The sequence below is a fragment of the Amycolatopsis sp. Poz14 genome (assembly GCF_006704225.1).
Classification (GTDB): Bacteria; Actinomycetota; Actinomycetes; order Mycobacteriales; family Pseudonocardiaceae; genus Amycolatopsis; species Amycolatopsis nivea.
On record NZ_JACLHD010000001.1, the window covers coordinates 8320548 to 8336263 of the forward strand.

At 70.2% G+C, this 15716-nt stretch carries 23 protein-coding genes; 13 read left to right on the forward strand and 10 right to left on the reverse strand.

The window, feature by feature from the left end:
- Nucleotides 1–79 precede the first annotated feature (79 nt).
- The 4 genes from FKO37_RS38550 to FKO37_RS38565 are packed head-to-tail and all read left to right on the forward strand — an operon-like array spanning nucleotide 80 to nucleotide 2414.
- Nucleotides 80–595, forward strand: a complete 516-nt coding sequence (locus FKO37_RS38550) for a SigE family RNA polymerase sigma factor (protein WP_037809651.1) — start codon at nucleotides 80–82, stop codon at nucleotides 593–595.
- The gene (locus tag FKO37_RS38555; protein WP_238607661.1) at nucleotides 592–1560 is read left to right on the forward strand and encodes a hypothetical protein; all 969 of its coding nucleotides are present in this window, start codon (nucleotides 592–594) and stop codon (nucleotides 1558–1560) included. Before FKO37_RS38550 ends, FKO37_RS38555 begins: the two co-directional genes overlap by 4 nt.
- A gap of 16 nt (nucleotides 1561–1576) precedes the next feature.
- Nucleotides 1577–2011 carry a hypothetical protein gene (locus tag FKO37_RS38560; RefSeq protein ID WP_238607662.1) on the forward strand — a complete coding sequence of 145 codons (435 nt, stop codon included), beginning with the start codon at nucleotides 1577–1579 and terminating at the stop codon, nucleotides 2009–2011.
- Nucleotides 2012–2030: 19 nt separating this feature from the next.
- Nucleotides 2031–2414 (forward strand): PPOX class F420-dependent oxidoreductase, encoded by a 384-nt coding sequence (locus tag FKO37_RS38565; RefSeq protein ID WP_238607663.1) that lies wholly within the window; start codon nucleotides 2031–2033, stop codon nucleotides 2412–2414.
- A 1-nt stretch (nucleotide 2415) separates the two neighbouring features.
- Here FKO37_RS38565 and FKO37_RS38570 read toward each other — a convergent pair whose 3' ends face one another.
- Nucleotides 2416–2760: a DUF1330 domain-containing protein gene (locus tag FKO37_RS38570; protein WP_037809646.1), complete on the reverse strand. Its 345-nt coding sequence runs from the start codon at nucleotides 2758–2760 to the stop codon at nucleotides 2416–2418.
- A gap of 85 nt (nucleotides 2761–2845) precedes the next feature.
- Nucleotides 2846–3772: a YafY family protein gene (locus tag FKO37_RS38575; protein ID WP_238607664.1), complete on the reverse strand. Its 927-nt coding sequence runs from the start codon at nucleotides 3770–3772 to the stop codon at nucleotides 2846–2848.
- Nucleotides 3773–3860: 88 nt separating this feature from the next.
- Here FKO37_RS38575 and FKO37_RS38580 point away from each other — a divergent pair, with 88 nt between their 5' ends.
- Both FKO37_RS38580 and FKO37_RS38585 read left to right on the forward strand, forming a co-directional pair.
- Entirely contained in the window at nucleotides 3861–4286 is a 426-nt protein-coding gene (locus tag FKO37_RS38580; protein ID WP_238607665.1) for a VOC family protein, read from the forward strand.
- A complete protein-coding gene (locus tag FKO37_RS38585; protein WP_238607666.1) occupies nucleotides 4283–4609 on the forward strand; it encodes a YdeI family protein in 327 nt (108 codons plus the stop codon). The genes FKO37_RS38580 and FKO37_RS38585 overlap by 4 nt, the downstream gene beginning before the upstream one ends.
- A 29-nt stretch (nucleotides 4610–4638) precedes the next feature.
- Here FKO37_RS38585 and priA read toward each other — a convergent pair whose 3' ends face one another.
- Both priA and hisH read right to left on the reverse strand, forming a co-directional pair.
- On the reverse strand, nucleotides 4639–5370 hold the full coding sequence (priA, locus tag FKO37_RS38590) for a bifunctional 1-(5-phosphoribosyl)-5-((5-phosphoribosylamino)methylideneamino)imidazole-4-carboxamide isomerase/phosphoribosylanthranilate isomerase PriA (protein ID WP_037370068.1): 732 nt from the start codon (nucleotides 5368–5370) through the stop codon (nucleotides 4639–4641).
- Nucleotides 5371–5515: 145 nt separating this feature from the next.
- Nucleotides 5516–6139, reverse strand: coding sequence for an imidazole glycerol phosphate synthase subunit HisH (gene hisH / locus FKO37_RS38595; protein ID WP_134730385.1), 624 nt, complete (start codon nucleotides 6137–6139; stop codon nucleotides 5516–5518).
- A 130-nt stretch (nucleotides 6140–6269) separates the two neighbouring features.
- Between hisH and FKO37_RS38600 the strand changes: the two genes are divergently transcribed.
- Nucleotides 6270–6455 carry a hypothetical protein gene (locus FKO37_RS38600; protein WP_037809637.1) on the forward strand — a complete coding sequence of 62 codons (186 nt, stop codon included), beginning with the start codon at nucleotides 6270–6272 and terminating at the stop codon, nucleotides 6453–6455.
- Between the two features lie 33 nt (nucleotides 6456–6488).
- On the opposite strand, the gene FKO37_RS38605 is transcribed toward FKO37_RS38600, so the two are convergent.
- On the reverse strand, nucleotides 6489–7379 hold the full coding sequence (locus tag FKO37_RS38605; protein ID WP_238607667.1) for a transketolase family protein: 891 nt from the start codon (nucleotides 7377–7379) through the stop codon (nucleotides 6489–6491).
- A complete protein-coding gene (locus FKO37_RS38610; protein WP_238607668.1) occupies nucleotides 7379–8077 on the reverse strand; it encodes a thiamine pyrophosphate-dependent enzyme in 699 nt (232 codons plus the stop codon). The genes FKO37_RS38605 and FKO37_RS38610 overlap by 1 nt, the downstream gene beginning before the upstream one ends.
- Nucleotides 8078–8131: 54 nt before the next feature.
- On the opposite strand from FKO37_RS38610, the gene soxR reads away from it, so the two are divergent.
- The 3 genes from soxR to FKO37_RS38625 are packed head-to-tail and all read left to right on the forward strand — an operon-like array spanning nucleotide 8132 to nucleotide 9391.
- Complete coding sequence (gene soxR / locus FKO37_RS38615) at nucleotides 8132–8593, forward strand: redox-sensitive transcriptional activator SoxR (protein WP_037809633.1); 462 nt, start codon at nucleotides 8132–8134, stop codon at nucleotides 8591–8593.
- A 46-nt stretch (nucleotides 8594–8639) separates the two neighbouring features.
- Nucleotides 8640–9188 carry an RNA 2'-phosphotransferase gene (locus tag FKO37_RS38620; RefSeq protein WP_238607669.1) on the forward strand — a complete coding sequence of 183 codons (549 nt, stop codon included), beginning with the start codon at nucleotides 8640–8642 and terminating at the stop codon, nucleotides 9186–9188.
- Nucleotides 9189–9223: 35 nt separating this feature from the next.
- Entirely contained in the window at nucleotides 9224–9391 is a 168-nt protein-coding gene (locus FKO37_RS38625) for a hypothetical protein (RefSeq protein ID WP_238607670.1), read from the forward strand.
- A gap of 116 nt (nucleotides 9392–9507) precedes the next feature.
- Here FKO37_RS38625 and FKO37_RS38630 read toward each other — a convergent pair whose 3' ends face one another.
- Both FKO37_RS38630 and FKO37_RS38635 read right to left on the reverse strand, forming a co-directional pair.
- Nucleotides 9508–10323: a class I SAM-dependent methyltransferase gene (locus tag FKO37_RS38630; protein ID WP_238607671.1), complete on the reverse strand. Its 816-nt coding sequence runs from the start codon at nucleotides 10321–10323 to the stop codon at nucleotides 9508–9510.
- A gap of 64 nt (nucleotides 10324–10387) precedes the next feature.
- Nucleotides 10388–10966, reverse strand: coding sequence for a TetR/AcrR family transcriptional regulator (locus FKO37_RS38635; protein WP_037809627.1), 579 nt, complete (start codon nucleotides 10964–10966; stop codon nucleotides 10388–10390).
- A 195-nt stretch (nucleotides 10967–11161) separates the two neighbouring features.
- Here FKO37_RS38635 and FKO37_RS38640 point away from each other — a divergent pair, with 195 nt between their 5' ends.
- Both FKO37_RS38640 and FKO37_RS38645 read left to right on the forward strand, forming a co-directional pair.
- Nucleotides 11162–13345 (forward strand): MMPL family transporter, encoded by a 2184-nt coding sequence (locus tag FKO37_RS38640; protein WP_238607672.1) that lies wholly within the window; start codon nucleotides 11162–11164, stop codon nucleotides 13343–13345.
- A gap of 33 nt (nucleotides 13346–13378) precedes the next feature.
- Nucleotides 13379–14023, forward strand: a complete 645-nt coding sequence (locus tag FKO37_RS38645; protein ID WP_238607673.1) for a GNAT family N-acetyltransferase — start codon at nucleotides 13379–13381, stop codon at nucleotides 14021–14023.
- 313 nt (nucleotides 14024–14336) lie between these two features.
- On the opposite strand, the gene FKO37_RS38650 is transcribed toward FKO37_RS38645, so the two are convergent.
- Both FKO37_RS38650 and FKO37_RS38655 read right to left on the reverse strand, forming a co-directional pair.
- Complete coding sequence (locus FKO37_RS38650; RefSeq protein ID WP_238607674.1) at nucleotides 14337–14477, reverse strand: hypothetical protein; 141 nt, start codon at nucleotides 14475–14477, stop codon at nucleotides 14337–14339.
- 181 nt (nucleotides 14478–14658) lie between these two features.
- The gene (locus tag FKO37_RS38655; RefSeq protein ID WP_162836028.1) at nucleotides 14659–14817 is read right to left on the reverse strand and encodes a hypothetical protein; all 159 of its coding nucleotides are present in this window, start codon (nucleotides 14815–14817) and stop codon (nucleotides 14659–14661) included.
- 17 nt (nucleotides 14818–14834) lie between these two features.
- On the opposite strand from FKO37_RS38655, the gene FKO37_RS38660 reads away from it, so the two are divergent.
- Complete coding sequence (locus FKO37_RS38660) at nucleotides 14835–15572, forward strand: MBL fold metallo-hydrolase (protein ID WP_134665793.1); 738 nt, start codon at nucleotides 14835–14837, stop codon at nucleotides 15570–15572.
- The last annotated feature ends 144 nt before the right edge of the window (nucleotides 15573–15716 follow it).

Sequence of the window (15716 nt, forward strand, 5' to 3'; positions counted from 1 at the left end):
CGCCCGGGCAGGCCCGCCGCGACGGCTTCGTCACCAATTTGCGGATCCGAAGCATCAAAACCGGCCCCTCGCGCGTCTGATGATCGTGACCACCGGTTTCGACGATTTCGTGGCGGAACGCCTCGACGGGCTGCTGCGCTACGCGACCGTTCTCGCCGACGACCCGCATCTGGCGCAGGACATCGTCCAGGACGTGCTCCTGCGCGCGCAGCAACGCTGGTCGAAGATCGAATCGCCGCCCACCTACGTCCGCCGGATGATCACCAACGAGTACCTGTCGTGGCGCCGCCGCGCCGCCCGCCGCGTGGTCCCGTCGAACCACACGGTGCTCGACGCGCTCGGGCCGCCGACCGCCGATCCCAGCACCGCCTACGACGAACGCGACGAAATGCTCGCCCTGCTGGCCACGCTGCCGCGGAAACAGCGCGCCGCGGTCGTCCTGCGCTACTACGAGAACTACACCGACGCCGAGATCGCGGATTTCCTCCGCTGCGGCGTCTCGACCGTGCGCAGCCAGATCTCGCGCGCGCTGGCGACGCTGCGCGCCGGGATGCCCTCGTTGCCGGCCGCCCTCACCACCGGAGCAGGAGAATGACCCCCTCGAACGAGACCGAGACGCTGGTGCGCGACAGCCTCGAACGGCTCGCCGAGCGGGCACCGGACGGCAACCAGGTGCTCAACGCGCTCGCCCGGGCCCGGCAACGCCGACGCCGTCCTCGCCTCGCGCTGGCCGCCGCGGCCGCCGCCGTGATCGCGGTCGCCGCCGGGGTGCCGCTGGTGGTCGAAACGGTCGCCGAAGCGCCCGCGCAGCTCACGCCCGCCGCCGGACGGCCGGTGCTCGCGTACACGCCGGGCTGGCTGCCGGACGGCTTCACCGAGCAGTACCGCTCCGGCGGGCCCGGAACGACCGCGCAGGTGCGGCAATGGCAGTCCGGCGCAAGCCGGGTGGAACTCGCGGCGCACTCGACGGCCGATCCGGAATGGGCGCAGACCGCACTGCGCATCTCGGCGGTGAAGGACCAGGTCGTGGTGCACGGCCGGATCGCCATGGTGACCGGCCCGAGCGACACGATCGCCACGCTGACCTGGATGCCGGACAACCGCTACGTCCTGACCGCCAAGGTGGAAGGCGTCCCGGACGCGCGCGAGGCGGCCCAGCAAGTAGCCGATTCCGTGACCGTCGAACCAGTCCGGATCCGCGGCGAGGCGCGCTTCGGACCGCTGCCCGCCGGTCTGCACGAAGAGGCCACGACCGTTCGTGGCACCAGTTCCGACAACGCGACGACGGTGCTCGACGCGAGCGGCCCGAGCGGCAAGGTGCGCGCGACGATCAGCGGCGGCTCCCCGGCGCTCAGCGGGTCCGGGCCGGTACAGGTGCGCGGCCTCCCCGGCGCTTACGTGCCCGCTTCCGGACCGGCCGACGCGCAGGTCACCGTGCGATTGTCGACCGGGCGATGGCTGACCGTTTCCGGCCGCTTGCCGCGCGAGCAGCTGGTCGCGGTGGCGGACGGGATCGTGCTCGATTCGGCACCGGAATACGGATGGCTGGGCGCCCGCTGACCGCTACCGTGAAGCCATGTCCGAACTGGGGGAGTCTCGGAGCACGCTTTCGCGAGTGGCGTACGCCGTCGGGCTCGGGGCCGCGATCATCGCCGTTCTGGTGACCTGGTGCGTGGGTGCCAACTACCTCGCCCAGCTCACTGCGAGCGAGCAGCTGACCTGCCAGTTGCGCCAGCTCGTGCCGTGGTCCGGCCTGGGCGTGACGCTGTGGCAGGTCAGTTCCCTCTTGCTGTTCCTGCTCGCCGGAGCCGGGATTTCCGCGCTCCTGGGGCGAATCGGGAGCCGAAAGGCGGCGCTCGGCGTGTGTGCGGCCGTGGTCGTGCTGTTCACCTGGGGCTATGTGGCGGCGACGCACGTGGTGATGGAGAAGGTGGCCGGCCACGGCACCTCGGTCGCCGTGCCGACGACGCCCGGCTCGCCGCAGCCCGCCGACCGCTGCCAAGGACTGTGACGCGGTCTACCGTAGGGCTATGTCCGAACTGGAGCGTCTCGGCGCCGAGAAGTACGTCGTGCTGACCACTTTCCGCCGCGACGGCCGCGCGGTCCCGACCCCGGTGTGGGCCTCCCGCGACGGCGACGAGCTGGTCCTGTTCTCCGAACGCAACGCGGGCAAGGTCAAACGCATCCGCAACAACGGCGACGTCCGGCTGCAAGCCTGCGACGTCCGCGGCCGCCGAGTGCACGGCGCCGAAGTCAGCGGCACCGCCCGGCTCCTCGACACCGCCGACAGCGACCGCATCCGCGGTGTCATCGCCCGAGACTACGGCCTCGTCGGACGCGTGACCATGTTCTTCAGCCGCCTTCGCGGCGGACCCGAGCGGACGATCGGGATCGCGATCAAAATCGCCGGGTAAGTCACCGGGCCTCTTCACGGAGCCGGGCGCCCATCGCGGCCGAATCGTGGTTCGGTCCGCAGCCCTCCACCAGGATCACGTCGCCCACCAGATGATCGGTGCGCAGGTGCAGGATCTTGCGGTAGTCCGCCGACGCGTACCACTGCTCGGCGGCGGCGAAATCGGGAAATTCGAGCACCACGGTCGCGCCCGGCCAGGTGCCTTCCAGTACGCGGGTATCCCCGCCGTGCACCAGGAACCGGCCCTCGAACGGGTCGAGCGTCGCCTGGATCAGTTCCATGTACTCGTAGACCTCGGGGTCCACGGTTCCCGGCTGGCGCAGGTGGGCGATGGCGTAGGCGGTCATGTCAGCTCCTTGGCTCGATTCCGTTGTCTGCCAAGCAATCCTGTCCCCTCCCGGGAATGGAGTCGATTACCTCGCGGGTAATCGTTCAGCCCCCGTAACGGGCGGTCAGCTCGCGTCCGATGCGGGCGAGTTCGGCGCGGACCGAGCCCGGTTCCACCACCTCGACCAGGTCTCCCCACCCCGCCAGTTGCTCCGCGATCGAACGCACCCAGTGCGCCGCCACCTTCACGCGTACCCGGCCGTCCTGCTCCCCGAGCACCTCGCAATGCCGCCCGAAATGGGACCGCAGCACGGACAAGTACCGCGCGTCGATCAGCACCGTGGCCGACACGAGCGAACGCCGCTGCTCCATCTCCTCCACGACCCGGGCCCACTGTTCGCGGAGATCGAAGTCGTCCGACCACTGCGAAGGCAGGTCCGTGGTCGTCGCCGCCGACATCCGGTCGACGCGGAAAGTCCGTTGTCCCGCAGGGGTTCCGGCGATGAGATACCAGACGCCGTCCTTGTCGGCGAGGCCGTACGGATCCACTAAGCGGTCCTTGCCGCTGTAGTCGAACCGCACCTTGCGCCGCTGCACCACCGCCTGCTGGAGGGATTGAACGAGCGCGGGCGGTTCGCGATCCCGCTCGCCCCACCCCGCCGGATCGGACACGACAGCCCGCGCGGCGGCTTCGGCGTCGGCCCGGAACGTGGCGGGCAGCGCACGGACAAGCTTGCGCAGCGCGGACGACAGTTCCGGACCGCCGGACGCCGCCGGTCCCAGCATCAAGAACAACGCCTGCGACTCGGCCGCGGTCAGCCCGCTGAGGTCGGTGCGCGCCCCGCCGACCAGCGACCATCCGCCGCCGCGTCCGGGCTGCGGATAGACCGGGATCCCGGCCGCCGACAACGCCTCCAGGTCGCGGCGGGCCGTGGCCACGGAGATCTCCAGGTCCTCGGCCAGTTCGGCAGCGGTCACCCGGCCGCGGGCCTGAAGCAGCAGGACGGCAGCGACGAGACGGTCAGCGCGCATGGTTTCGATTCTCTCCCTAAAAGTGCTCAGAAGATGAGCACTTTGGCGGAGAAGCTAGTCCCACAACCGAGCAGACAAGGACTCAGAGATGCTTCGAGGACTCAGCACCGTCACCTTCTACTCCCCCGACTTCGACGCGGCGAAGCGCTGGTACACCGACCTTTTCGGCGTCGCGCCATACATGGACACCCCGGCATACCTGGAGTGGCGCATCGGCGACTACCAGCACGAATTCGGCATCATCCACAGCTCGTACGCCACCAGCGAGCTGTCCCGGACCGCCGATCTCGCCACCGTCGGACAGCCCGCGGGCGCGGTCGTGTTCTGGCACGTCGAGGACGTCCCCGCGACGCTGGAGCGAGTCGTCGCGATGGGCGCGAAGGTCCACGACGCCCCGCGCGACCGCGGCACCGGGTTCATCACCGCGTCGGTGATCGACCCGTGGGGCAACGTCCTCGGCCTGATGTACAACCCGCACTACGTCTCAGTCCGCGAAACGCTGGTGCAGGCATGACGATCTTCGCCGACGCCGCGGCATGGCGGAACTGGCTGGCCGAGCACCACGATTCCGCCACCGAAGTCTGGGTGGTGCTGGCGAAGAAGGGCGCGCCCGGCCTCACCTACGAGCAGGCGCTGCGAGAAGCGCTCTGCTACGGCTGGATCGACGGCCTGACCCGCCGCCGCGACGACTCGACCTACACCCAGCGGTACACGCCGCGACGGCCGAAAAGCCCGTGGTCGCCGCGAAATCTCGCCCGGGCCGAGCTGCTCCGGCAGGAGGGCCGGATGCGCCCGGCCGGGCAGCTCGCGCTCGACCGGGCCGCGATTCCGGCGTGATTTCCGGTGCTCGCCGACGATTCCCGCGGTCAGCGGACCGCGGCGAGGGCTTCCGGGAGAGTGAAAGCGCCCGCGTACAGCGCCTTCCCGACGATCGAGCCTTCGACGCCGTCCGACGCCAGCCCGGCGAGCGCCCGCAGATCGTCCACACTGGACACTCCGCCGGAGGCGATCACCGGGGCGTCGGTGCGGGCGGTGACCTCGCGCAGCAGGTCCAGGTTCGGGCCGCGCAGGGTGCCGTCCTTGCTCACGTCGGTGACGACGTACCGGCTGGCCCCGTCGCGGTCGAGCCGCTCCAGGACCTCCCACAGGTCGCCGCCGTCGGACGTCCAGCCGCGCGCGGACAGCCGGTGCCCGGCCTCGGTGATCCGCACGTCGAGGCCGATCGCGACGCGGTCGCCGTATTCGGAGACGACCTTCGCCGTCCAGTCCGGGTCCTCGAGCGCGGCGGTGCCGAGGTTGACCCGGCGCGCGCCGGTGGCGAGCGCCGCCTCGAGCGACGCGTCGTCGCGGATGCCGCCGGACAGCTCCACCTGCACGTCGAGCCGCTTGACGACGTCGGCGAGCAGCTCGCGGTTGCTGCCCTTGCCGAAGGCCGCGTCGAGGTCCACGAGATGGATCCACTCGGCGCCGTCGCGCTGCCACTGCAGCGCCGCCTCGAGCGGGCTGCCGTAGGAGGTCTCGGTGCCCGCCTCGCCCTGGACGAGTCGGACCGCCTGGCCGTCGGCAACATCAACTGCGGGAAGGAGCGTGAAAGTCACGCGCACAGCCTAAGCGGCGCGGCCGGGCGCACCTTCCGGGGGATATCCGCGCGGCCGGACGGCCTCGGCGACCTGGCGATGCGGCGCACGCCACGGACCGGCGAAGTGAGCGGCGGCACAGTCGCCTCCTGGCGGAAACTCCCGGCTAGGCCAGCGTGCCCAGCCAGTTGCGCAGCAGCTGCGCACCCGCGTCCCCGGACTTCTCCGGGTGGAACTGGGTGGCCCACAGCGGCCCGTTCTCCACCGCCGCGACGAAGTCCTCGCCGTGGTTCGCCCAGGTCACCTTGGGCTGCTGCCCGGCGAGGCCGGAGTCCAGTTCCCACTTCCGCGCCGCGTAGGAGTGCACGAAATAGAACCGCTCGTCCGGGTCGATCCCGGCGAACAGCTGCGAATCGGCGGGCGCGCGGACGGTGTTCCAGCCCATGTGCGGGAGCACGTCGGCGTGCAGCCGCTCGACCGTGCCCGGCCATTCGCCGGTGCCCTCGGTCTCCTCGCCGTGCTCGACGCCGCGCGAGAACAGGATCTGCATGCCGACGCAGATGCCCAGCACCGGGCGTCCGCCCGCCAGCCGCTTGCCGATGATCCGGTGCCCGTGCACGCCCAGCAGCCCGCTCATGCACGCCGAGAACGCGCCGACGCCGGGCACCACGAGGCCGTCGGCTTCGAGCGCGGCATGCGGGTCCGCGGTGACTTCCACGTCGGCGCCCGCGCGCGCGACGGCGCGTTCGGCGGAGCGGAGGTTTCCGGAGCCGTAATCGAGGATCACCACACGAGACACGCCCCGAGCCTAGCCTCCCGGACAATTTCGTTCCGAGCCCGTTTCGTTCTCGCCCCGAACGGGTACCCATTGGGCTATGTGCGGGCGCCGCCGGCGCCCCCGGACCCGGAAAGAGGACGAAATGTCCGAGTCCGATCTGCTCTGCCGGATGTTCCAAGCATGGCGGGAAGACATCGACAGCGTGCCGTTCCCGCAGTTCAGGGAGCTGACCATCCCGCTGCAGAAGACCCGCGCGGAGATCGACCTCGCGCGCCGGTCGACCGCGCGCACGGTGAACCCCGTGCGGCGCGCCGACAGCGGCTGGTGACCCCGGGCGGTTGCCTGTTGCCGGGGTCTCTCCTCATCCGGTGAAGAATTCCTTGAGGGACAACGCGATCGAACCCGCGTCGAGCCCGTGCACGAGATCGTGGTCGGCGAGCGTGCCGTAGATCCGCACCTCGGCGTCCCGGCGGGTGCCGAGGTTCAGCAGCCGGTGCGGCCGGTCCGCGAGCGCGTCGGCGACGCAATGCGCGGAGGTTCCCCTGAGGTACGGCTCCACCAGCGCCACATCAGCCACCTCCGGCATCGCGGCACGCAGTCCTTCGGCATCGAACGGGCGCACCGTCGAGGTGTAGAGCACCGTCACGTCCATGCCCTCGGCCGCCTCCAGCACCCGGTCCAGCATCGGCCCGACCGCGATCACCACGCCGCGCGTGCCCTGGCGGATGGTCTGGAGCCCGACGCCGAGGTGCGGCTCGGAATTCTCCTGCGCGGACAGCCGCAGGTACGTCCGGCTGTCCCCGGGCACCGAGTCGAGCAGCAGCCGCCGCGCCTCCTCGGGATGCCCGGGCACGTGCACGTACCAGCCGGGCAGGGAATCGATCAGCGCGATGTCGCCGGGAGCCTGGTGCGTGCGGCCTTCCATCGGCATGTCGTAGGAAGCGCCGTACGAAACCAGCACCGCGCCGAGGTCCTGGTGGCTGAGGTCCAGTTTGATCTGCTCGAACGCGCGCTCCACGAGGAACGCGTTGAAGGTGTGCACGATCGGCCGGAGCCCGGCGAGCGCGAGGCCGGCGCCGGTGCTCACGAGCAATTGCTCGCGGATCCCGACGTTGATCACCCGGTCGGGATGCCGTCGCGCGGCCTCGGCGAGCGACGCGGCCGAGATGTCGGCGAGGACGATCGCTACGTCCTGGTCGCGATTGACGATTTCCTCGGCGGTGGTCAGGAAGGTGTCCCGCATGTTCGGCATCAGTGCGCGCCTTTCGGTTCCACGACGGCGACGACCGCGAGCGGCCGTCCGGGATGAGGGGTGGTGAACGCGTCGTACAGCGCTTCGTGGTCGCGGCCGGAGACTGTGCGCACGGCCCAGCCTTCGGTTTCGAAACGGCGCGCGATGCCGCCCGGCCAGCCGTGCGTCGAGGATTGGTTGTCCACGACCACCGTGGCCAGCTTGTCGAGCCCGAGCCGTGCGGCGACGACGATCGCCTCATGGTTGGAGCCCTCGTCGAGTTCGGCGTCGCCGACCAGCGTGACGATGCGCGAGCGGAACCGGCGGGCACGCAGGCCGAGCGCGGTGCCGACGGCGATCGGCAGGCCGTGCCCGAGCGAACCGCTGGAGATTTCGACGCCGGGCGCGCGGACGCGGTCGGGATGGTGGCCGAGCCGCGAACGCGCCGAACTCCAGCCGGCGAGTTCGTCCTCGTCCAGCCAGCCTTTCGCGACGAGCACCGCGTAGTACGCCATCGGGCCGTGCCCCTTGGACAGCAGGAACCGGTCGCGGCCCGGGTGCCGGGCGGTGTGCGGGCCGAGGTCGAGGACCCGGTCGAACAGCACCCACAGGACGTCCATTGTGGACTCCGCGGCCGCGTGGTGTTTGTCGTCGCCGGTCATCAGCGAGATCAGCCGGGGCAGGTCCGCGCAGCCCGGCTCGTGCGTCGTCGTGGTCATGGTCCCGACCATGCAACCTCGACCAAACTGAAGGTCAAGCGCTAACCTGGACTAATGACGAGGTTGGCGGACAAGCTGAGCATCGGCCAGGTCGCGGAACGCAGCGGGGTCCCGCACACGGCACTGCGCTTCTACGAGGAGCGCGGCCTGATCACGTCCGAGCGCTCGGCGGGCAACCAGCGCCGCTACGCGCGTTCGGTGCTGCGGCGGATCGCGTTCATCCGCGCCGCGCAACGGGTCGGGTTGTCGCTGGAAGACATCAGCGCGGCGTTGGAGACGCTCCCCGCCGACCACGCGCCGACGAAGGCGGACTGGGCCCGGCTGTCGCGCGAATGGCAGACCGAACTCGACGCCCGGATCGACGCGCTCCAGCGGCTGCGGGACCGGCTGACCGGATGCGTCGGCTGCGGATGCCTGTCGCTGCGCAGCTGCGGCCTGTACAACGCGGACGACGAACTCTCCCGGTTCGGGCCCGGGGCCAGCAAGCTTCGTCCGGTCCTGGAGGGCGGCATCTGAATTCCGTTGCGCGCCAGTGCTTCGGTGTGGGTTACTGGGGGCAGAGATGAACGAGAAATATCGAACCCGGGTGTCCAAACGGCTGTCCCGGCACCTGCGCCACGACCCCGGCGGGCTCGGCCTCACCCTCTCCCCCGGTGGCTGGGTTCCGGTCGACGAGTTGCTCGCGGCACTGGCCCGGAACCGGTTCCCGGTGAGCCGCGCGGAGCTGGACGAGGTCGTCGCGAACTGCGCCAAACAGCGGTTCGCCTTCGACGAGACGGGCACGTTGATCCGCGCCAGCCAGGGGCACAGCGTCCGGGTGGATCTGGAACTGGCGGACGCGCCGCCGCCGGAAATCCTCTTCCACGGCACGGCGACGCGGTTCCTGCCGTCGATCCAGGCGGAGGGATTGCGCCCGATGAAGCGGCACGCGGTGCATTTGTCGGCGACCCGCGAGACGGCGTGGAAGGTCGGTTCGCGGCACGGGAAACCGGTCGTGCTCACGGTGGCGGCCGGGGAAATGGCCGCGCGCGGGCACGTGTTTCAGGTGAGCGACAACGGGGTGTGGCTGACTTCGGCGGTTCCGGCGGAGTTTCTGACGGCACCCGAGTAGCGCATACTGAACGGGTCGCGCCCGAGGAGGTGGCCATGCCGGACTACACGATCGTCCAGTGCAGCGAAGGCCATTATTTCTCCACGATCTGGCTGCCGTTGGTGTCATTCAAGGCGATCCGGCTCGGCGACCGGCGGCTGCAGCGCTCTGCCCGGTGTGCCGCCGTTTCCGCTCTGTCGTCCGGGTTCCCGCGGATCAGTTGACGGCCGAGGAACTGCGCGCGGCTGAAGCGCTGAAGGACTCCCGGCTGCCGTAACCGACCGCCTCGGCGAGTTTCCCGGGGGCGGACGTTGCGGAGGTGCGTGAGCGCTCCCGCGGTTCAGCCGGCTTCGCCGACCCGGCACAGGATTTCCCCGTGCGGGATCGAGAACCAGCCGTCCGGATCGGCCGCCCACGCACGCCACGCGGCGGAGATCTCGCGGAGGTCTTCCGCGGACGCGTGTCCGCCCGCCACGGCTTGTTCGGCAATCTTGGAATCCAGGATCCGTTCCGCCCACATGCCGCCCCACCACGCGCGTTCCTCGGGCGTGGAATGACACCAGATCGAGGCGCTCGGCTTCACGTCGCGAGCGCCCGCGGCGTGCGCCCAGGCCAGCAATCGCCGTCCCGCGTCCGGCTCGGCACCGTTGCCGTGCGCGACCGCGCGGTACACCTCGAGCCAGCGGTCCAGCCGCGTATCCGCCGGCCACCAGAACGCCGCGGCGTAGTCGGTGTCGCGCGCGGCGACCACACCGCCGGGTTTCGCCAGCGCCAGCATGTGCCGCAGCGCTTCCACCGGTTCGGTCAGGTGCAGCAGCACCTGGTGCGCGTGCACGACGTCGAACCGGCCGACCGCCGGGGCCGCGGTGATGTCGGCGCGCTCGAACCGGACATTGGACACGCCTTCGCTCCGCGCGTGCGCCCGCGCCTGCTCCAGAACGGATTCCGACACGTCGATGCCGACGACCTCGCCCGGAGCCACCCGGCGGGCGAGATCCACCGTGATCGTCCCGGGCCCGCAGCCGACGTCCAGCACGCTGCACCCGGGAAGCAACTCCGGTGCGAGGTAGGCGGCCGAATTGTCGACGGTTCGCCAAACTTGCGACCGTACAACGCTTTCCGCGTGCCCCTGCCCGTAAGCGCTATCCGAAGACATGCTTCGAGGTTAGGAGCCTCGTCCCAGATACTGCAACAGGATTCTCAACAGTTGAGAAGCGGTCTCAGCAGACCCGGCGACGCGGCCTGCCCAGCAGCCGCCGCCCCACTCCGACCAACTCCTGGCGCAGCGTTTCGTCGTCGACCTCGGCCAGATCGGGCGCGCCGCCCGCCATCGCGATGCCGGTGAACGCCACGATCGCCGTCACGCGAGCGGTCACGTCCGGCTCCGGCTCCCCGGCCACGATCGAGATCAGCGCCTGTTTGAACCCTTCGACGCCGTGCCGCGATTTCGCGAGCGCCGCGTCGATGCCCGGGTCGCTGGAGAACAGCGCGACCAGCACCCGGTGCCGCACGACGAGATCGACGAAACCGTCCAGCAGATGGTCCACGCGCGCGCCGTGGCGGCGGTGCTTCGCCGCCTCGACGACCAGTTCGTCCAGTTCCCGGATGCCCGGTTCCGCGACCGCCTCGGTGATTTCCGACTTCGTCTTGAAGTGGTAGTACACCGCGGCCTTGGTGACGCCCAGCTCGTCGGCGATCATCTGCAGCGACGTGCCCTCCACGCCGTGCTCCGAGAACAGCCGCAGCGCAGTGGCGAGCAGCCTGGTCCGGGTGTCCGCGACCGGTTCGACGGTCGTCATCGCGCCCTCCTCGTCAAGCGGAGTGCGCTGCTCCGCAGCACATCATCGTACTTGCCGGGCGACTAGTCCGAAACTTGCCGTGCGGCTAGTCACATCCTAGCCGATCGGCTTGGCAGCCCCTTGCCGAACGGCTAGCTTCGAAAGGGCGATTCCCAGTGCGGAGAGCCCGCTTCGGGCGCGAAACGGAGACGACTCGTGGCACCCTTCCTGTACCGGCTCGGCAGGCTGTCGTTCCGCCGCCGGGTCCTCGTGGCGGCGGTCTGGGCGCTTGTCCTCGCGGCGGTGGGCGCGGGCGCGCTCACGCTGTCGGGCAAGCTGTCCGATTCGGTGACCATCCCCGGCACCGAATCCCAGCAGGCGATCGACCGGCTGGCCGAGCACTTCCCGCAGGCCGCGGCGGGCGGCGGCACCGCGCGCGTGGCGATCGCCGCGCCGGAGGGGCACAAGGTCACCGACCCGGCGGGGCAGGCGGCTGTCGAGTCGGTGGTGGGCAAGCTGAAGTCCGCGCCGAAGGTGGCCGCGGTGGTCGACCCGTTCCAGGCGAAGTCGGTGTCCCCCGACGGCCGGGTCGCGCTCGCGCAGGTGAGCTACCAGGTCAAGGGCTTCGAGCTCAGCGATTCCGACCGGTCCGCGCTGCTGGCGACGGGTGATCACGCGAAGCAGCAGGGATATCAGGTCGAGTACGGCGGCGACGCGGTGCAGGGCATCCCGGCGACCGGGGCCACCGAGGGACTCGGCGTCGCGGTCGCGGCGGTCGTCCTGATCATCACCTTCGGTTCGCTGCTCGCCGCCGGGATTCCGTTGCTGACCGCGCTGATCGGGGTCGGCGTCGGGATGGCAGGCATCATGCTGGCGTCCGGTTCGCTGGAGCTGAACTCCAACACTCCGGTGCTGGCGTTGATGATCGGGCTCGCGGTGGGCATCGACTACGCGCTGTTCATCGTCTCCCGTTACCGGCACGAACTGGCCGAGGGCCGCGAGCCCGAGGAAGCCGCCGGCCGAGCCGTTGGCACCGCTGGTTCCGCCGTGGTGTTCGCCGGGCTGACGGTGATCATCGCGCTCGCCGGGCTGACCGTCGTCGGTATTCCGTTCCTCGGCCAGATGGGCGTCGCCGCCGCGGCGACCGTCGTGATCGCGGTGCTGATCGCGTTGACGCTGCTGCCCGCCGTGCTCGGCTTCGCCGGCGGCCGGGTCGCCAGCAGCAAGATCCGCGTGCGCCGCCGTACCGAAGGCCCGACGCACGGTGAACGCTGGGCGCGTTTCGTTGCGCGGCACCGGGTTCCGGTCCTGCTGACCGCGCTGGTCGGGTTGGCCGTGGTCGCGGTTCCCGCGCTGAGCATGCAGCTCGGCCTGCCCAACGACTCCACCGCCGCGCCGGACACCACCCAGCGCAAGGCCTACGAACTGGTCAGCAAGGGCTTCGGCGAGGGCGCGAACGGACCGCTGCTGGTCGTCGTCGACACCGGCCCGAACCACAATCCGGCCGCGTTGAAGCAGGCCGCGGCGGACATCGGCAAGCTGCCGGACGTCGCCGCGGTGACGCCGCCCCGGGTCAACCCGGCCGGGGACACCGCGGTGCTCACGGTGATCCCGAAGAGCGGCCCGAGCAGCACGCAGACCGAAGACCTCGTGTCCGCGATCCGCGCGCAATCCGCGCCGTTGCAGGAAAACACCGGCGGCAGCCTCGCGGTGACCGGCCAGACCGCAGCCAACATCGACGTGTCGCAGAAGCTGTCCGACGCGATGCTGCCCTACCTCGCACTGATCGTCGGGCTGGCGTTCCTGTTGCTGATGCTGGTGTTCCGGTCGGTCGTGGTGCCGTTGAAGGCGACGCTCGGGTTCCTCGGCTCGGTGGTCGCGACGTTCGGCGCGGTGGTCGCAGTGTTCCAGTGGGGCTGGCTGACCGACCTGCTCGGCGTCGCCTCGACCGGCCCGATCATGAGCATGCTGCCGATCCTGCTGATCGGCGTCCTGTTCGGGCTCGCGATGGACTACCAGGTGTTCCTGGTGACCCGGATGCGCGAGGAACACGTGCACGGGGCCGAGCCGCAGGAAGCGATGGTGACCGGATTCCGGCACGGCGCACGGGTTGTCGTGGCGGCCGCGCTGATCATGATCTCGGTGTTCGCCGGGTTCGTCCTGGCCGAGTCGACGCTGATCCAATCGATCGGGTTCGCGCTGGCCTTCGGCGTGCTGGTGGACGCGTTCGTGATCCGGATGACCATCGTGCCCGCGGTGATGTCCCTGCTCGGCCGCGGCGCGTGGTGGCTGCCCAAGTGGCTCGACCGGATCCTGCCGAACGTCGACGTCGAAGGCGAAGGCCTCGTCCGCGAACTCGGCGCCCGCGGCGACGACGAACGCGAGCTGACTCGAGTCTGAGTTTTTGTCGGTGGTGGTTCGTACCCTGGTTTCATGATCGAGGACACAGTACGAACTTGGGTCGCGGGATGGGCGTTGTCACGGCAGACGCCGGCGCCGGTCGAGAAGCCATGGGGGCTTTTCGTCGAGGTGCCGGACAATCCTGCGGAAGTGGGCAGGCACGTCCTGCCCGAGGCTGAGGAATCGCTGGTCCGCGCTGCTGCGGGCGCGGTCAGCGAACCTCGGACGTGGCTGAAAACGCCTGCCGAGCCGGAAACGATCGAGCCGTGGATGCCGGATGGCTGGATAGTCGCCTGGGAAGAAACCGGCCACCTGATGGCGACGGATCTGCTGGCGACGAACCCGGTCGCGCCGGAGGGCTACACGGTGACGGTGGAGGTCAGCGGCGCCGTCACGTTTCTCCGCGTGCTGGACGCGACAGGCGAGCAGGCAGCGAAGGGCCAGATGGCGACTGTCGGCGACGCGGTCGTTGTGGACCGGGTGGTGACCGAGGAGGCGCACCGGCGCCGCGGACTGGGCGGGTTCGTGATGCGCTCGCTCGCCGACCGCGCGGTCTCGGACGGAGCGGTGCTGGGCGTGCTCGGGGCGACGGATGCGGGGCGGGCGCTGTACGAGACGTTGGGGTGGAAGAAGCACGCGACGCTGGCTGAGTGCATTTATCAGCCGTTGGCTGCTTAGTCGCGGGCGCGCTTGGGGAGGTGTTTCATTGACAGGAGTCACGCGCTAGGCGTGGGGAGATTCGCGTTCGTTGCGGGAAAGGCGTGCTTCAGGAGCGGCGAGAGACCCGTGCTCGTCGCCGCGCGTTACGCGCTTGCCGTGAGGGGCCTGCGCTAGCTGTGGGAGGCATGCGGTGGGAGGGGAAGTCCGCGTTTCGTTGCTGGGAGGGCACCACGAGCGACAAGGGCCGCGTTAGCCGCCGCGAACCATGGGCTGCTGTGGAAGGGCTCGCGTTAGCTGCCTGGGCAAGTCTCGGGAGGCGCGAAGGTCCGCATCAATTGCTGGGCCGCATAGGGCAGGCGCGGGCCCGCACCTGCGCGAGAGGGTCCGCGTCGGCGGCCAAGTCCGCGTAGGCAAGCAGGCCCGTGTCGGCGAGCAGGTCCACGTCGGCGAGCAAGCCCGCGTCAGCAGCCAAGTCCGCGTCGGCGACCAAGCCCGCGTCGGCGAGCAGGTCCGTGTCGGCGAGCAGGTCCGTGTCGGCGAGCAGGTCCGCGTAGGCAAGCAGGCCCGTGTCGGCGAGCAGGTCCGCGTCCGCGAGCAGGTCCGCGTCAACAGTGCGGCAAGCGCGCGTCGGAAGCGGGAAGATCCCGGAGTGGTCAGCTGACCAGCCAGGCGATGGCCCCGCCGATCGCCAGCACTGCCGCGATGCCCAGCACCACGGCGAAGAACTTCGCGGTCTTCCACAGCGAGTAGACCCCGCCGGCCAGGAAGCCGCCGAGGGCCAGCAGCAGGACCGCGATCAGTTCTTTGCTCACAGGGGTTAGCGTGCCACATGGCTTTCACCGTGACGGTACTGGGCAGCGCGACGCCGTACCCGCGCCCGGACGCTCCGTGCTCCGGGTACCTGGTGCGCCACGAGGACACCGCGATCTGGCTCGACGCCGGGCCCGGCACCCTCGCTGCCCTGCAGGAACACGTCTCGCCGGCCGAGCTGGACGCGATCTGGATCTCGCATCTGCACGCGGACCACGTCGCGGATCTGTTACCGGCGGTGTACGCACTGTTGTTCGCGGATCTCCACCCGCGGCGGCCGATCCCGCTCTACGGCCCGCCGGGGACAGCGGCGCGGATCTCCGCGTTCCTCAGCAACACCGGCCGCGCGCCGATCGAGGAGGCGTTCGCCGTCCGGGAACTCCACGACGGACATCGGACCCGGGTCGGCGGGCTGCGCCTCGAGACGGTGGCCGTATCGCACGGGTTCCCGGCGTTCGGGGTGCGGATCACTGACGGAGAGCGGACTTTCGCGTACTCCGGAGACACCGGGCCGTGCTCGGCGCTGTCGGAGCTGGCGAAGGGGACGGATCTGTTCCTGTGCGAAGCGGACAGCATCGAGCCGTCCGCGGAACACCTGACTCCGGCGGAAGCGGGCCACGCGGCTGCCGGAGCCGCACGGCTGGTGCTCACGCATCTCGGCCACACGGTCACCGCCCGCGACGCGGTTCGCCTTGCCGCCGAACACTTTCCCGGGCCGGTGGCTTATGCCGCGCCGCGGACGGTGTTCCGCGTGTGAGCGGTCAGAACGAGAACTGAGTGCGCGGTGCCGGTCCGCTGGGGCGAGCTTCCCCGCGAATTACCGACCTGAATATCGCGAGGTCGATTCCCGCTTCTCCTGCTCGATGCGGGCCGCATTCCCCGGTGCGGCCACCGTGCGCGG

Coding starts and splice junctions, on each gene's coding strand:
- FKO37_RS38645 (WP_238607673.1), top strand. CDS start 13,379: ATGATCGAGGACACAGTACGAACTTGGGTCGCGGGATGGGCGTTGTCA.
- FKO37_RS38625 (WP_238607670.1), top strand. CDS start 9,224: ATGCCGGACTACACGATCGTCCAGTGCAGCGAAGGCCATTATTTCTCC.
- FKO37_RS38580 (WP_238607665.1), top strand. CDS start 3,861: ATGCTTCGAGGACTCAGCACCGTCACCTTCTACTCCCCCGACTTCGAC.
- FKO37_RS38630 (WP_238607671.1), bottom strand. CDS start 10,323: ATGTCTTCGGATAGCGCTTACGGGCAGGGGCACGCGGAAAGCGTTGTA.
- FKO37_RS38570 (WP_037809646.1), bottom strand. CDS start 2,760: ATGACCGCCTACGCCATCGCCCACCTGCGCCAGCCGGGAACCGTGGAC.
- soxR (WP_037809633.1), top strand. CDS start 8,132: ATGACGAGGTTGGCGGACAAGCTGAGCATCGGCCAGGTCGCGGAACGC.
- FKO37_RS38585 (WP_238607666.1), top strand. CDS start 4,283: ATGACGATCTTCGCCGACGCCGCGGCATGGCGGAACTGGCTGGCCGAG.
- FKO37_RS38620 (WP_238607669.1), top strand. CDS start 8,640: ATGAACGAGAAATATCGAACCCGGGTGTCCAAACGGCTGTCCCGGCAC.
- FKO37_RS38560 (WP_238607662.1), top strand. CDS start 1,577: ATGTCCGAACTGGGGGAGTCTCGGAGCACGCTTTCGCGAGTGGCGTAC.
- FKO37_RS38610 (WP_238607668.1), bottom strand. CDS start 8,077: ATGACCACGACGACGCACGAGCCGGGCTGCGCGGACCTGCCCCGGCTG.
- FKO37_RS38600 (WP_037809637.1), top strand. CDS start 6,270: ATGTCCGAGTCCGATCTGCTCTGCCGGATGTTCCAAGCATGGCGGGAA.
- FKO37_RS38555 (WP_238607661.1), top strand. CDS start 592: ATGACCCCCTCGAACGAGACCGAGACGCTGGTGCGCGACAGCCTCGAA.
- FKO37_RS38565 (WP_238607663.1), top strand. CDS start 2,031: ATGTCCGAACTGGAGCGTCTCGGCGCCGAGAAGTACGTCGTGCTGACC.
- FKO37_RS38635 (WP_037809627.1), bottom strand. CDS start 10,966: ATGACGACCGTCGAACCGGTCGCGGACACCCGGACCAGGCTGCTCGCC.
- FKO37_RS38575 (WP_238607664.1), bottom strand. CDS start 3,772: ATGCGCGCTGACCGTCTCGTCGCTGCCGTCCTGCTGCTTCAGGCCCGC.
- FKO37_RS38660 (WP_134665793.1), top strand. CDS start 14,835: ATGGCTTTCACCGTGACGGTACTGGGCAGCGCGACGCCGTACCCGCGC.
- FKO37_RS38605 (WP_238607667.1), bottom strand. CDS start 7,379: ATGCCGAACATGCGGGACACCTTCCTGACCACCGCCGAGGAAATCGTC.
- FKO37_RS38550 (WP_037809651.1), top strand. CDS start 80: ATGATCGTGACCACCGGTTTCGACGATTTCGTGGCGGAACGCCTCGAC.